We start from the raw sequence: 15,017 nt of genomic DNA on the forward strand, positions 1-15,017 counted from the left end.
CCTCGCATGTACAAGCTTGCCTTCTTTGTTCCACTGGAAAATGCTGAAGCAGTCAAGGAGGCCGTGTTTGCTACCGGCGCCGGACGTATCGGTAACTATGAAGCCTGTTGCTTCCAAACGCCAGGCCAGGGACAGTTCCGCCCACTGACAGGCGCCACTCCACACCTTGGACAGGTCGGCAGCCTGGAGCATGTCGAGGAACTGAAAGTGGAGCTTGTCTGTGCCGACCACCTGATCATCGATGCCGTGACAGCGCTGAAGCATGCCCACCCTTATGAAGAGCCTGCCTACGATGTCTGGCGCCTGGAGGAGATCTAGACTCCCTTGAAGGAAGCATTCCCTGAACACCGAGGCCTGATCTGATAAGCCCTTTTATCAGGAGGCTGCCCCTCGAAAATAGCGCTGCCGATCTTCCAAGGTGATATCACTGACATGTAACGGAAAATCGCGCTGAGGCCGGTCGGCGAAGTAGTGACGCAAGGTCCGTTCGATCGTCGGAAAGGCCAGGGTATCCCAGGGGATTTCATGTTCCTCGAACAAGGCGACTTCGAGACTTTCGGGCCCGGGATGAAAACTGCCCTGGAGCCTGGCACGGAATATCATGAATACCTGATTGATATGAGGCAGGTTGATCAACGTATAGAGATTCTCCAGTGCCACCTCGGCGCAGGCTTCTTCCTGAGTTTCTCGCGCTGCTGCCTGTAGTGTGGTCTCTCCGTTTTCCATGAACCCTGCAGGTAGGGTCCAGTAGCCCTTGCGCGGCTCTATGGCACGTTTGCACAGCAACACCCGACTGCCACTCGTGGGCAAGGTGCCGGCCACAATGATCGGGTTCTGATAATGGATAGTGCCACAGGAACGGCAGACATAACGCGGGCGATCATCCCCTTCAGGAATGCTAAAGCTGACCGGCTGGCCACAGTGGCTACAGTAGTTCATGTCGCTCCCAGGACGGAGATTGAGTTAGTCTAGACAGCATATCGTAGAGCACTGGGGGCTGGAGAGAAAAAGCTCCGCGACATTTGTCGACGGCCTTACCCAGTGCCTCCTGAACGCATTGGATTTCCCCATGTTAGAAACCCTGCGCCAACGACTGCAAGCCCATCGGCCACGCCGCATGCATGCCAAGCTGGCGGAAGCGGCCGTACTCGTCCCTATCGTTGATCGTCCTGAACCGACATTGTTGTTTACCCTCCGGGCCAGTCACCTGTCGACCCATAGTGGCCAGGTGGCCTTTCCCGGTGGCAAACGCGAACCACAGGATGACGACCTGCTTGTCACTGCATTGCGCGAATCTGAAGAAGAGATCGCCCTGCCCCGCCATCAAGTGACGGTCATCGGCCAGTTGTCGGATGTGCTGTCGCTGCACGGCTTGAAAGTCACTCCCTTCGTCGGAATCATCCCCCCTGACTTGCCTCTGGTCGCCGACGAGAACGAGCTGGATGCCATCTTCGAGGTGCCACTTGAACATTTCCTCGAAGATCGGCGCACTCATACTGATGTGATCCAGCGCAACGGTAATAAGGTGTATATCCCCAGCTACCGGATTCCCGCCGAGTCAGGAATGGACGATTACATCATCTGGGGACTATCCGCCATGATGCTGGTAGAACTGATGTCCGAGGGGTTTGGATTATCCATGAGTGTTCTGCATCGTCCTGAGGGTAAACTACGGCTCGTTTCCAATTGATTGAGCACGCCATCAATGAACCACTCCACGGGCTATCCTGATGCATGCCCCTTGCCTGCTGAACGTATCAACGAGCTGATCGATGCCCTGGTGGAACAGGGCTGGTATATCGGTGAATCACTGCTCGACCCTCAGCTATGCCTGGCCCTGCACCAGGAAGTCGAGATCATGCACCAACAGCAGGAACTGTCCCAGGCAGGCATCGGTCGCGGCCATGACTTCGAACTGCGCCGTGATATCCGGGGTGATGCCATCCATTGGCTGGACCGCGAAAGCCTGGCCCAGCGCCGTTACCTGGAAGCCATGGGCGCGCTGCAGCAGTCGCTCAATGCCGCGCTGTACCTGGGGTTGTTCGAGTACGAGGCGCATTTCGCCCATTATCCTGTCGGCGCCTTTTACCAACGCCATCTGGACAGCTTCCGTGGGCGTGCCAATCGCGTCGTTTCCACCGTGGGCTATCTCAATCCGGACTGGCCTGATGATGGCGGAGGGGAGATGGTCATCTATGATGCCCAGACCCCTGACCGCGAGGTGGCACGAGTGATACCCAGGGCGGGCACTTTTGCCTGTTTCCTGTCTGAGCAGGTCCCCCACGAAGTGCTTCCCGCTCGACAGCCACGCAGCAGCATCGCTGGCTGGTTCCGACGCAATGCATCACTGGGCGGCGTCATCGATCCTGCTCGCTGATTCAGGGGGCCGGATGTGATGGCCGAATGAGGTGGCCGATGAACGAGAGTCAGCGAATACGAGAACTGGAAGCCGAAGTGGCCTTCCTCGAAGCCGAGAAACGCCACTATCAGTGGTTGGCAGAAAGCACGACTGACATGATCTCCCGTCATGATCGCAATGGCGTGTTCTTGTACGCATCACATGCGGCCCGGGACCTCCTCGGCTACGAACCCGACGAGTTATTGGGCGTCTCTGCCTACGACCTCTTTCATCCAGATGACCTCAAGGCACTGTTGAGCAAGTCACCGCTCATCTACTACTACGAAGGCTTCTATCAACAGACTTACCGGTTTCGTGCCAAGAATGGGCATTATGTATGGTTCGAGACTACCAGCCGCACCCGCCGCGACCCCTCCAGCGGTGAGCTGCTCGATGTGCTGTGCGTTTCCCGGGATGTCAGCCGTCGCGTCATCGCCGAAGCTGAGTCGCGCCGCCACCAGCAATACATCGCGCATGCCAATCGTCTGGCAACACTGGGGGAACTGGCCAGCAACATTGCCCACGAGTGCAACCAGCCTCTTGCCACCATGGCCAACTATGCCCATGGCGCCTTGATACAGCTCGAGCACAGTCCGGAGCAACCCGCGTCGAACCTGGCCATGCCACTTACCCGGATCAGTGAGCAGGTCGAACGGCTGTCTGCGCGCCTGCGTCATATCCGCCGTTTTGTTCGCCATGGTGATATCCGCCCGATTCCCGTGGCCGTCAATGACGTCATCGAACAAGCTTGTCTGCTATGCCAATGGCAATGTCATCAACAAGGCGTCAGCCTTGATCGCCTGATTGAGCCGGACTTGCCAGCAACGCTGGCCGATCCTATCGGGCTGGAGCAGATCCTGGTCAACCTGCTGCTCAACAGCCTGGAAGCTTGCCAATATGAAGCCTGTCGCCATGTCGGCAATCCCGGCCGCATCCGTGTCAGCGCCAGACGAGCCTCACCAGGCGAGCTGCATATTGAAGTCGCCGATAACGGCCCCGGCATCCCCAAGGAAAAGCGCAGGGAGATCTTTGCCCCCTTCGTCAGCGGCCACGACAATGGCCCTGGCATGGGCCTTTCGATCAGCCACTCACTGGCCGAAGCCATGGGGGGTAGCCTTACCCTGGTAGACAGCCCTGAGCCAGTGGACAGCCCTGAGCCCAATGACAGCCCTGAGCATGAAAAGCCCGACAATGGTGGCGCCACCTTCCGAGTGACATTGCCTTTCGCATGAACTTGCTGTCATACCGACAACCATCTAAGGACACCCCATGAGTCGCCCCTCCGCCCCAGGCCACTCTTCAGCACCACGCATTGCCATCATCGACGATGATGACGATCTGCGTCAGTCACTCTCCTGGCTGCTTGAGTCGGTAGGACTCGAGACAGTCAGCTACGCTAGTGGTGATGAATTTCTTCATGCCGGGGTAGAAGGCCACGCCGTCTTGCTGCTCGATGTGCGCATGCCAGGCTTGAGTGGCCTGCAAGTGCAGCAACAGCTCAATGCTATCGAGCGATGCCCGCCCTTGATCATGATGACCGGCCATGGCGATGTCCCCATGGCTGTTTGCGCGCTCAAGGCCGGCGCCTTTGACTTCATCGAAAAGCCTTTCAACCAGCAACAGTTGATCGACGTCATCCAGCAGGCACTGGCCATACAGGCGCAAGCCTTGCAGCGTCATCAGCAATTGGACAGGCTCAGGCAGCGTTATCAGGCCCTGAGGCCAAAGGAACAGGAAGTACTGGTCGAAGTCGCTCGTGGCCATACCAGTCGAGACATCGCCACTCACCTGGATTTGAGCACCAAGACGGTGGAGGTTTACCGCTACCGCATCATGAAGGCCCTTGACGCCGCCAGCCTGCCGCAACTGGTACGTCTCGCCGTAGCGCTGGAACTGGTCGATGCATTACCCGATGACGGTGAGCCATCGTCCTGATCATTCAAGCCCTGCCCTTCAAAAGGAATGCCCCATGAACAGCACTGATCTGCAACACTTGCGCCGCTGCGTCAGCCTGGCCCGGGCGGCACTGGAAGACGGCGACGAGCCCTTCGGTTCGCTACTGGTCGACGCCAACGGCGAAGTGCGCTTCGAGGACCGCAACCGTGTGGCCGGAGGTGATGCCACCCGTCATCCGGAATTCGCCATTGCTCGCTGGGCAGCGGAGCACATGACACCGCAGCAAAGAGCCGCGGCGACTGTCTACACCTCGGGGGAACATTGCCCGATGTGTGCCGCCGCTCACGGCTGGGTAGGTTTGGGAAGAATCGTCTACGCCAGCTCCACTCGGCAACTGGGCGAATGGCTGGCGCAGTGGGGCATTGCTCCGGGACCAGTGGCCGCCTTGCCGATTACCGATATCGTCCCTGCTGCCCAGGTGGAAGGGCCTGCGATAGAGCTTGCAGAAGAGATTCGCGAGCTGCATCGCCGCCTGCATGGTATCTCGGAATGAGTGGAACAACCGGGATCTCATCGCTACCTGTCAACGTCGGAGTGTGATACTCAGGCCAGACTCAAGGCATCCCCGATCCGAAGCACCACTCCGACACCCTCCTCCACCACAGCATTCTGGCCGAAATAGGCCCCCTTCCATCCGGGCTGAGTGTCCATCGTCACCAGCGTGCGCAGAGGTTCCTTCACCGAAGGTGCGATACCTGTCAACTGATCTTGAGTGACGATCTTGCAGCGCTTGCAGGGTTTACGCAGACCCAATCGGTATTCGGGTCCTTGCAAAGTGCGCCAGTCTCGCTCGGCAAAAGGTGCATCGCTACCGTCCACGACCACATTGGGTCGAAAACGAGTCATTGGCACCCTGCCCTCACCTTTCTGCTCAAGCTGTGCATTCAGGGCATCCAGCGAGGCTTGATGCGCAATCAACAACGGATACTCATCAGAAAACGCCACATGCACATGGCCTTTCTCGGCCTCAGCGAGGTAATCCGCCGGCACCTCTCGGCGCCCAGCCTCGGGGAAGCGCATCAGACGCAGCCCTTCTACCACCTCCAGACCGGGTACCGATGCCAGCCAGGCTGCCACTTCATCGCCTTCATCCAGAGCTTCGCAATAGGAGCGAAAGACACGTACCGTACGTGACGCGACTTTGGGTTCAGCAAGTGCAAGGGAAAAGTCCGGCAAGGCTTCATGACGAAGCGTGAGATGCTGTTCTCCCAGCTCCACCGTAATCATGGCAAGGGCAGACACTTCACGCTGAGTGATAAAATCCCCATTGCCGTCAACGATCATCCAGCGGCGATCGAACGCCAGCCCTCGCTCGGTAAGTTCGGCCTGGTCAAGAACAATGCCCCGCAGGGACTTGACAGGATAAATGGCCAATTGAGTGATATGCATATACGTCCTTGTCAGTCGAGTGCATGCTTCACTGCACACTCAGCATGCAGAGCGGCAGTATCATAGAGCGGCATTGCCGTGTCCTGCTGAGAAACCAGCAAGGCAATTTCGGTACAACCGAGAATCACGGCCTCAGCACCACGGGCCGCCAGGGCATCCATGATACGCAACATCGCATCGCGCGAGCCAGGTTCAATGACTCCCTGACACAGCTCGTCATATATGATCCGGTGCACGCACTCTCGCTCATCTTCTTCAGGAACCAGGACTTCCAGGCCACTGGCCTCAAGGCGTTCCCGATAAAACGCTTGCTCCATGGTGAAGCGGGTGCCGAGCAGGCCCACACGCTGTACGTCATCCGCCAACAAGGCATCCGCAGTCGCATCGGCAATATGCAGCAGAGGAATATCGATGGCACTGGCGACCTGGTCGGCCACCTTATGCATGGTATTGGTTCCTATCAGCAGCAGTTCAGCCCCAGCCCCCTGCAATCTCTGTGCCGCTTGCGCCAACAGATCTCCCGCCACAGCCCAGTTCCCTTCGCGCTGCAGGTCCTCTATCTCGGCAAAGTCGACGCTGAACATGAGGATCTTCGCCGAATGATGCCCTCCCAGGCGACGATTCACCCCCCGGTTCAAGGCCTGATAGTAACTCACGGTGGATTCCCAACTCATGCCACCCAACAATCCAATAGTTTTCATTGCTCCGGCCTCCTGATCCAGTCTCCCAGTCATCCCTGCCTCAGCCTCTCTCCATCAGCAATCGAGACTGGCCAACACGGCGGTATCTGTTCCGTTTTCGTCTTTTCCTGAACACATATAAAGCATAGGATCGAATTTTGCCCAAACGCACCAAGCTCGCCCAGATCCCAAGGATTCAGCATGTCAGCTTCTGACACTCTCAAGCTTCTGCTGCTATCGACACTATGGGGGATGTCTTTCATCTTCATGCGTGTCGCCGCGCCAGAATTCGGCCCACTACCGCTAGTGCTGATCCGCATGGGATTGGCTGCCTTGCTGTTGGCCCCACTCGTCTTGATGTCCCGTCACTATCTGAGACTGGTGCGCGAAAATCTTGGCCCTTTGGCACTGCTCGGTTTCCTTAACCACGTGCTGCCATTCTCGCTCCTTGCATTGGCCACCATGCGCCTGGAAGCAGGCTTCACTTCCCTGATCAATGCCACCACTCCTATATTCACTGCCTTGATTGGAGCAGCCTGCTTTGCCACTCCAATCCGCAAGCACCAATACCTGGGGCTCGCGGTGGCATTCTTTGGCGTCTATGTACTGTCAGCGGACCGTCTCGATTTCGCGCTAGGCGGTGATGGCTGGTACATCCTGGCGGTACTCGGTGCTACCTGCGGTTACGGCCTTGCCGGCAATTATTCCAAGACCCGCCTCAGCCACTTGCCAGTGCGCGTACTGGCAGCGGGCAGTTGCGGCATGTCCGGATTGATGCTGCTGATTCCCGGACTCCTGATGTGGCCACAAGGCAGTATCAGCAGCATGGCCTGGGCCAGCGCCATTGCCATTGCCGTTCTCTCCTCGGCTCTGGCTTTCCTGTTGTACTTCAGCCTGCTGGCCAGTGCTGGTGCCACGGCCGCCTCAACGGTCACCTTTCTGGTGCCCGTCAGTGCTCTACTATGGGGATACCTGCTGCTCAATGAGTCATTGAATGGCCGTATCCTGATCGGCATGGCCATTACACTTGCCGGCACAGCGGTTGCCACCGGCATGCTGCCCTGGCAATGGCGCCGCACGAGCAAGACGACACCAAGCTAGGCAAAATCAGGCTAGGCAAAACCAGGCTAGATCTTTGAAGGCATTTCCTTCTCGAGCCCCCAGACCTGGCCCCATGGCGTTGACGCCTCTTGCACCTGCTGATAGCCACAGCGCCGATACAGCGCTGCAGCCCGGCTTCCAGACAGCACCTTGAGTCGCACAGCGGTGCAGCCCTGCGCCATGGCCTCCTGCTCCACCCGAGCCAAGGCCAGGGAGCCCAGTCCCTGGCCTCGCTCGTCAGCCATCACCTGCAATTCCCGCAGATACAGCCTGGCATCAAGCACTTCCCAGGCCAACAGCCCGCAGCGTCGCCCTGCTACCATCAGCCACCGCCATTCCTGCCCCGGCCAGCGCTGAGTGAAGCCTTCCTCATCCCAGCTCAGGCCATGCCGCTGATAGTCTTCAGCCATGTTGCCACGAACCAGCGCCTGGGCCGCCTGCAGATCATCGCAGGGTACAAGCAGAAGAGATGACATGTCTGCTTAGAAATCGGGCTTGCGCTTTTCGACGAAAGCCGTCATTCCCTCGCGTTGTTCGCCGCCTGCGAAACACAGTGCAAAGAGACCTGTTTCCAGGGCCAGGGCACTGTCCAGATCCTGGTCCATGCCATCGTGAATTGCCTGCTTGGCACTACGCACCGCCTGAGGACCATTGCCGCTCAGTTGCTTGCTCAGAGTATCGGCATAATCCTGCAGCTCGCTCTGAGACATCACCTGGTTGACCAGGCCAATACGCAAGGCTTCCTGGGCCTCGAGCTTGCGACCCGTCGTGCATAGATCCAGTGCCATGGCAGGGCCAACTCGACGCGGCAAGCGCTGCGTACCGCCAAAGCCAGGAATCACGCCAAGCAGAACTTCCGGTTGGCCGAAAATGGCATTGTCACTGGCAACGGCCCAGTCACAGGCCAGCGCCAGCTCGCAGCCACCACCCAGGCAAAAACCGTTGACCAATGCCACGACCGGTACCGGCAAGGTCTCGAGACGCTTGATCGTACGCAATGCCTTGCCAGCAAACTCGCGAGCCTCTGCCGGGGTCTTGTCCTGCATCTCGCTGATATCGGCACCGGCAACGAAGGACTTTTCTCCTGCACCAGTGATCAGTACCGCACGCAGGTCGTCCCGTCCTTCCAGCTCGACCAGAATCTGTTCCAGCGTCTCGATCACAGCACTGTTGAGTGCATTGAGTGCCTGGGGACGATTGATCGTCAGACGCAGCACACCACGGTTATCGACCACTTCAATCAACTGCTCGCTCATAATCCCTCCTGATACCTGATAGACGTATTAGCCATGGCCTACCCTAGCGAACGCTTGGTAGGCAAACAAGCAGGCTTTCGTTCAAGACCAGCAAACCCTTGCCCCGAGGCACGGGGCAGGAGAAACATCAGGTGTAATGGAAGAATCCGCGGCCACTCTTGCGACCAAGCTGGCCGGCATCCACCATGCGCTTGAGCAGCGGACAAGGGCGGTATTTGGGATCACCAAAACCGTCGGCCAGGACGTCCATGATCGCCAGGCACACATCGAGACCAATGAGATCTGCCAGAGCCAGAGGGCCAATCGGATGTGCAGCCCCCAGCTTCATGGCGGTATCGATATCCTCTGGGCTGGCAGCCCCTTCATGCACCAGGAAGATCGCTTCGTTGATCATGGGAATCAACAGACGGTTGACGGCAAATCCCGGGGAATCGGCAATGGCAACGGAGGTCTTGCCCATGGCTTCAGCCAGGGCCTCGACTCGCGCCACCGTGGCATCGCTGGTCTGTTCGGCACGAATCACCTCGACCAGCTTGAGCACGGGAACCGGGTTGAAGAAATGCATGCCGATCACTCGCTGAGGGCCTTCGCAGACGGCAGCCAGGCGAGTCAGGGACAGAGAGGAAGTATTGGAAGCCAGGATAATGTCTGGCGACAGGCGACTGAGGTCACGGAACAAGGCTTCCTTGAGGTCCGCTTTTTCCGGCGCGGCCTCGATCACCACCTCGCAACTACCAAGGGCTTTCAGAGATATCGCGGTACTCAGGCGTTGCTGTGCGACAGAACGCTCGTCGTCACTGAGCCTGCCCTTTTCCACCAACTTGCCGAGCCCCTTGTCGATGGCATTCCTGGCCCGATCGAGCGGGGCTTCGGCAACATCATACAGGGTGACGACAAACCCACTCTGCAGCAGTACCTGAGCAATCCCCTGCCCCATGGTTCCTGCACCGACCACGCCAATCTGTTGACTCATCCATTTCCCTCCATTTATCCATGATCTGCCCAGGTTCATGCCTGAAGCTGGAACGGCTCGGTGCCCCTTGAAAGCCCTGACTAGAGGTTTCGCGCCTCTTCGCGAAGCACGAACTTCTGAATCTTGCCAGTAGACGTCTTGGGCAATTCAGTAAATACAATCGTCTTGGGGACCTTGAAGCCAGCCAGGTGCTCGCGGCAGTATGCGATGAGTTCCGCCTCGGAGACATCCGCACAGCCATCCTTGAGCTTGACGAAAGCACATGGGGTCTCGCCCCATTTCTCATCAGGCCTTGCCACCACGGCAACTTCCTCCACAGCCGGGTGAGCATAGAGAGCATCTTCCACCTCAATGGTGGAAATGTTCTCTCCGCCCGAAATGATAATATCCTTGGCCCGATCCTTGATCTCGATGTAGCCATCTGCATGCCACACGGCCAGGTCGCCGGTATGGTACCAACCCCCGTCGAGCGCTGCCTCAGTGGCTTCAGGGTTCTTGAGATACCCCTTCATGACGGTATTGCCTCGCATCAGCACTTCCCCCATGGTCTTGCCATCCTTGGGCAGCAGCTCCAGGGTATCAGGGTCCGCAACACAGGCAGCTTCGAGCATCGGATAGCGTACCCCCTGGCGGGACTTGATGCGTGCCCGCTCCTCGAGGGGCAGCTCGTCCCAGGATTCGCGCCAGGCACAGGATGTCACTGGCCCATAGACTTCGGTAAGCCCATAGACATGAGTGACATCGATGCCCATTCGTTCCACTCCAGCGATGACTGCCGCCGGAGGCGCTGCGCCAGCCGTGGTGGCCTTGACGGGATGATCGATGACGCTCTTGTCTGCCTCGGGCAGATTGACCAGGCCATTGAGCACAATGGGAGCACCGCTGAAATGGGTCACTTTCTCTGCTGCAATCAGCTCCATGACCCGCTTGGGTTCGACCTTGCGCAGACATACGTTGGTCCCGGTCATCGCCGCAATCACCCATGGAAAACACCAGCCATTGCAATGGAACATGGGCAAGGTCCACAGGTAGACCGGGTGCTGAGACATGCCCCAGGCCAACAGATTGCCCAAGGCATTCAGATAGGCACCGCGATGATGATAGACCACTCCCTTGGGTCGCCCGGTAGTACCCGAGGTGTAGTTGAGAGAGATCGCCTGCCATTCATCATCGGGCAAGCGATAGGGATAGTCCGGGTCCCCCTCGGCCAGCAGTGACTCGTATTCCACGTCGCCGATTGACTTCCCACCAGGGTAGAAGGCTTCGTCCGCCACATCGATGATCAGCGGCTTGTCATCCAGCTTGTCTACTGCCTGGGCGATGACATCGGCAAATTCCGGGTCCACCAGCACGACCTTGGCTTCACCATGCTCGAGCATATAGGCGATGGCATCGGCATCCAGGCGAATATTCAAGGTATTGAGCACACAGCCGGCCAAGGGTACGCCGAAGTGAACCTCAAACATGGCTGGCACATTCGGCAACATGACAGCGACAGTCTCTCCTGCCTGAATACCGCGTTTCTTGAGTGCAGAAGCCAGGCGGCGGCAGCGTTCCCAGGTCGTCGCCCAGTCACGCCGGATATCCCCATAGATCACTGCCGGGTAATCCGGATAGACAGAAGCACTACGTTCAATGAATGTCAGCGGAGACAGGGCCACATGATTAGCCGAGGTCTGCGGCATTCCCTGTTCGAAAATCGATGCAGTCATGCTTTTCCCCTAGTGTAGGTTTCAGGACTCACGGGTAACAGTGAAAGCCGCAAGACACTGCATGCCGGCTTCGATCACCTGGCGCTGGGCACGCCCGACAGGCAACCACTGGCGAATGGCGAAGTCAGCACTCGTCAGCTTGCGCCGGTAGAAGTCATCATCGCTGCCGGCATCCACGGCCTGCTGGGCCTGGAGTGCAGCACGCCCCATCTGCCAGGCACACAGCACATGCCCAGCCAGGGACAACAGCGGAGTGGCATATGCCTGAACCGCGTCCTGCCCTGACTGACTATCACGCCCTTCCTCCAGGACCTTGGCCACGCAGACACGCAGGTCTTCCGCTCCGGCAGCCAGCTCCTCGGCCAGCAACGCCAGATCGGGGCTATCCTTCATCTGTGCGGCAGTAGCCTTCACTTCATCAAGCAATGACGACATGGTCCTGGCATCGTCCATCTGCAGCTTACGCCCGGCCAGATCCAGCGCCTGGATACCATTGGTACCCTCATAGATGGCAGAGATACGGACATCACGCAGCAGCTGGGCTGCGCCCGTTTCTTCGATATACCCCATACCGCCGTGAACCTGGATGCCAAGCGAGGCAATATCCACCGCCTGATCGGTGGAGAAACCCTTCACTACGGGAATCAGTACATCCACCCGAGCCTGAGCCGAGCGACGTTGATCCTCATCTGCATGATGACGGGCCACATCAAGCAGAGCCGCACAGTACAGCGCCAGAGCACGCAGAGCATCGGTGCGAGCACGCATGGACAGCAGCATGCGGCGCACATCGAGATGCTCGGCAATCACGCAAGGCTCCCCTCCCCTGGTGTTGGGCATGCGCCCCTGAGAACGTTCGGCAGCATAAGAAAAGGCGTGCTGGCAAGCGCGCTCAGCCACGCCAATCCCCTGTACACCGACCTTGTGGCGGGCCTCGTTCATCATGGTGAACATATGATTGAGCCCACGCCCGAGTTCACCGACCAGAAAGCCGATAGCTCCCTCTTTCTCGCCAAAACTCAACGTGCATGTCGGGCTGCCATGAATCCCCATCTTGTGCTCGATGGAGGCACACACTACATCGTTGCGCTCCCCCAATGAGCCATCTGGATTGACCAGAAGCTTGGGTACCAGAAACAGGGAAATGCCCTTGTTGCCTTCAGGCGCATCCGGTGTGCGTGCCAACACCAGGTGGACAATATTGTCCGAGGCATCGTGCTCACCCCAGGTGATGAAAATCTTCTGGCCGAAGATGCGATAAAAGTCTCCCTCCACTGCCTCGCAGGGAATCGCCCGGGTACGTACTCGCGACAGATCAGAGCCGGCTTGAGGCTCGGTGAGATTCATGGTGCCGGTCCAGCTTCCTTCGATGAGCTTGTCCAGGTACAACGCTTTCTGTCCATCACTGCCATGATGAGCCAGCGCTTCGATCGCACCGGCGGTCAGCATGGGACACAGGCCGAGTGCCATGTTCGCGCCATGGAGCATTTCCTGGACACTGGTGGCAACAACTTCCGGCAACCCCTGACCACCCAGCTCAGCACTGACGCCGATACCATTCCAGCCACCTTCAGCATAGGCACGGTAGGCTTCGATAAAGCCATCAGGCAATGTCACGCCACCATCGTCACGACGAGTACAGCCCTGGCGGTCACCACTGGCATTGAGTGGGGCCCATACATCCGAAGCCAGTTTGGCGGCTTCTTCGAGCACCGCATCAACCAGATCAGGAGAAATGTCGGAAAAGGCAGGAAGAGACAGGGATTCGTGACTCAGCAGCTCCGAAAGAACGAAGTTCATATCACGGACAGGGGCAGCATAAGGGAACATAGGAAAGCCCGGGGTAGAGAATGAATAGGAAAACCATATCCGCGATAGTAGTTTCCCTACTGACGAGTCTCTATTAGCCCAAGGTCGCTACTTGAACTTGAGCCGAACTGCCCTTGAGCCAAAGCAGCTTCCTGGCTGCCTCTATGGGGTCAAGCGTCATCTCGCTTGAGGGTTTCGACGGCATCCGTGCTATCGGCGACAGGCTCCTCGTTCCCTTTTTGATCGTCGCCGCCGTCATGCTCGTCGGCATTCTCGGAGGATGCGTCTTCTTGCTGCATCGCCTCGAGAGTGCCTTCATGGAAGCCATCTTCATCGTAATAGGCCACATAATCATTTTCTGCCACTGGCGGACCAACCAGAGGCTCGGCCACTTCCACCTCGGGCATGACATCGGACAGATCCTCCATGTGCTCATGCTCCCTGGCTCCTTGCATCCACTCTTCGGTGACTGCCAATTCAGCACCCACGGATGACAAGGGTGTGGACGGAGAGAATGGTGCCACCGGTACCGGTGCCGGCCGTACCATGCGCCGCCATAAGAAGAAGGTAACCAGCACTGCTGCCAGTACAGCAAAGGCGCCAAACAACGCTGCATCGCCGAGAGTAGCCATCAAGGGACTGATGGCTGGAGGACTGGCTGCCGAACCAATGGCATTGATCAGCAGCAACCCCTGGCTCATGGCCACCAGAGCGCCGGCAGGCGCCCTATCGGCGGCATGACTGACTGCCACGGGGTAAAGCGAGAAGATCCCGCCACCGAGCAGGAACAGAACGCCTGCCAACCCCCACCAGGGCAATGGAACAAGCACGACCAGCGCGGAAATCGCGACACAGAACAGACCGATCATGATCAGCACGATCTGACGATCATGGCGATCGGACCAACGCCCTACAGGGTACTGCAGCAGCATTGCCCCCAGCACAGTGACGGCCATGTAGATGCCTACCTGGCTGACAGGGTAACCGCTACGCTGCAGATAAAGAGGTAGCAGTGTATATACCGCTGCCACCAGCACCCCAGAACCAAGACTGCCGATCACGCCAGTAGGGGTGATGGTGATCAAGCGCCACGGCGGTAGTGGTTCAGCCTTGTCGATCAAGGGCGTAACCCGCGGGATCATGGCCATTGGCAGCACCGACAATGACGCCATCATCCCCACCAGCATAAAGGGCTCGAACTTCCCCATGTTCTGCGTGGCACCCAGCAACAACTGCCCGACCACACCTGAGGCATACAGGGCAATCATGTACAGCGCCAGCAGACGTCCACGCACCTTGGGTTCACTGGAGGTCAACAACCAGCTTTCGATGACCAGGAAAACCCCCACCATGGCCCAGCCACCGATCAGGCGCAGCACGAACCACACCATAGGGTCAAAGAGAAGCCCCAGTAGCAGCACCGTGACCGCAACCAGAGAGGCAAAGCTGCCATAGGCACGAATGTGGCCAATCCTCAGCAACAGGCGATCGTTCATCATCGCCCCCAGACCAAGGCCAATGTAGTAGGCCGAGGACACCAGGCCCACCACGACCTGGGATTCTCCTGCCGCGTCCAGGCGCAGTGAAACCAGAGTGGTCAGATAACCATTGCCGATGCCAAGAATGAACAGCCCTAACAGAGGGGCAATGGCCATGGCCAACAATTGCGGGGACATCAGGAGCCTCACTGACAGTAGATGGACGAGAGAAACGCCGTAGAAGAAATGGTAGTCAGCCCTGAGG

General features: G+C 58.2%; 16 protein-coding genes. 7 read left to right on the top strand and 9 right to left on the bottom strand.

The features are described from left to right. Positions 1-6: 6 nt before the first annotated feature. Positions 7-318: a YqfO family protein gene (locus E4T21_RS13470; RefSeq protein WP_149285559.1), complete on the top strand. Its 312-nt coding sequence runs from the start codon at positions 7-9 to the stop codon at positions 316-318. A gap of 57 nt (positions 319-375) precedes the next feature. Here E4T21_RS13470 and E4T21_RS13475 read toward each other — a convergent pair whose 3' ends face one another. Further along, complete coding sequence (locus E4T21_RS13475) at positions 376-939, bottom strand: NUDIX hydrolase (protein ID WP_149285560.1); 564 nt, start codon at positions 937-939, stop codon at positions 376-378. Positions 940-1,069: 130 nt separating this feature from the next. Between E4T21_RS13475 and E4T21_RS13480 the strand changes: the two genes are divergently transcribed. Genes E4T21_RS13480 through E4T21_RS13500 form a run of 5 tightly spaced genes read left to right on the top strand, consistent with a single transcriptional unit; the run spans position 1,070 to position 4,847 of the window. Next, entirely contained in the window at positions 1,070-1,690 is a 621-nt protein-coding gene (locus E4T21_RS13480) for a CoA pyrophosphatase (RefSeq protein ID WP_149285561.1), read from the top strand. A gap of 15 nt (positions 1,691-1,705) precedes the next feature. Continuing rightward, entirely contained in the window at positions 1,706-2,377 is a 672-nt protein-coding gene (locus E4T21_RS13485; RefSeq protein ID WP_149285562.1) for a 2OG-Fe(II) oxygenase, read from the top strand. A gap of 38 nt (positions 2,378-2,415) precedes the next feature. Then, entirely contained in the window at positions 2,416-3,630 is a 1,215-nt protein-coding gene (locus E4T21_RS13490; RefSeq protein ID WP_240349142.1) for a sensor histidine kinase, read from the top strand. Between the two features lie 37 nt (positions 3,631-3,667). Next, the gene (locus tag E4T21_RS13495) at positions 3,668-4,333 is read left to right on the top strand and encodes a response regulator transcription factor (RefSeq protein ID WP_149285564.1); all 666 of its coding nucleotides are present in this window, start codon (positions 3,668-3,670) and stop codon (positions 4,331-4,333) included. 34 nt (positions 4,334-4,367) lie between these two features. After that, positions 4,368-4,847 (top strand): nucleoside deaminase, encoded by a 480-nt coding sequence (locus E4T21_RS13500; RefSeq protein WP_187774996.1) that lies wholly within the window; start codon positions 4,368-4,370, stop codon positions 4,845-4,847. Between the two features lie 50 nt (positions 4,848-4,897). Here E4T21_RS13500 and E4T21_RS13505 read toward each other — a convergent pair whose 3' ends face one another. Together E4T21_RS13505 and E4T21_RS13510 are read right to left on the bottom strand one after the other, a co-directional pair. Further along, positions 4,898-5,743: an MOSC domain-containing protein gene (locus E4T21_RS13505; RefSeq protein ID WP_149285565.1), complete on the bottom strand. Its 846-nt coding sequence runs from the start codon at positions 5,741-5,743 to the stop codon at positions 4,898-4,900. 11 nt (positions 5,744-5,754) lie between these two features. After that, positions 5,755-6,444: an aspartate/glutamate racemase family protein gene (locus E4T21_RS13510; protein ID WP_149285566.1), complete on the bottom strand. Its 690-nt coding sequence runs from the start codon at positions 6,442-6,444 to the stop codon at positions 5,755-5,757. Positions 6,445-6,624: 180 nt separating this feature from the next. Here E4T21_RS13510 and E4T21_RS13515 point away from each other — a divergent pair, with 180 nt between their 5' ends. Beyond that, a complete protein-coding gene (locus tag E4T21_RS13515) occupies positions 6,625-7,524 on the top strand; it encodes a DMT family transporter (RefSeq protein WP_149285567.1) in 900 nt (299 codons plus the stop codon). Between the two features lie 26 nt (positions 7,525-7,550). Here E4T21_RS13515 and E4T21_RS13520 read toward each other — a convergent pair whose 3' ends face one another. The 6 genes from E4T21_RS13520 to E4T21_RS13545 all read right to left on the bottom strand — a co-directional run bounded on the left by E4T21_RS13520 (position 7,551) and on the right by E4T21_RS13545 (position 14,950). After that, positions 7,551-8,000 carry a GNAT family N-acetyltransferase gene (locus E4T21_RS13520; RefSeq protein WP_149285568.1) on the bottom strand — a complete coding sequence of 150 codons (450 nt, stop codon included), beginning with the start codon at positions 7,998-8,000 and terminating at the stop codon, positions 7,551-7,553. Between the two features lie 6 nt (positions 8,001-8,006). Continuing rightward, positions 8,007-8,780 carry an enoyl-CoA hydratase-related protein gene (locus E4T21_RS13525; RefSeq protein ID WP_149285569.1) on the bottom strand — a complete coding sequence of 258 codons (774 nt, stop codon included), beginning with the start codon at positions 8,778-8,780 and terminating at the stop codon, positions 8,007-8,009. A gap of 127 nt (positions 8,781-8,907) precedes the next feature. Next, positions 8,908-9,753 carry a 3-hydroxyacyl-CoA dehydrogenase NAD-binding domain-containing protein gene (locus tag E4T21_RS13530; protein ID WP_149285570.1) on the bottom strand — a complete coding sequence of 282 codons (846 nt, stop codon included), beginning with the start codon at positions 9,751-9,753 and terminating at the stop codon, positions 8,908-8,910. A gap of 80 nt (positions 9,754-9,833) precedes the next feature. Next, positions 9,834-11,465 carry an acyl-CoA synthetase gene (locus E4T21_RS13535; RefSeq protein WP_149285571.1) on the bottom strand — a complete coding sequence of 544 codons (1,632 nt, stop codon included), beginning with the start codon at positions 11,463-11,465 and terminating at the stop codon, positions 9,834-9,836. Between the two features lie 21 nt (positions 11,466-11,486). Continuing rightward, complete coding sequence (locus E4T21_RS13540) at positions 11,487-13,295, bottom strand: acyl-CoA dehydrogenase (protein WP_149285572.1); 1,809 nt, start codon at positions 13,293-13,295, stop codon at positions 11,487-11,489. 149 nt (positions 13,296-13,444) lie between these two features. Next, positions 13,445-14,950, bottom strand: coding sequence for an MFS transporter (locus tag E4T21_RS13545; RefSeq protein ID WP_149285573.1), 1,506 nt, complete (start codon positions 14,948-14,950; stop codon positions 13,445-13,447). Positions 14,951-15,017 lie beyond the last annotated feature (67 nt).

Source organism: Halomonas binhaiensis, from assembly GCF_008329985.2.
GTDB lineage: Bacteria > Pseudomonadota > Gammaproteobacteria > Pseudomonadales > Halomonadaceae > Halomonas > Halomonas binhaiensis.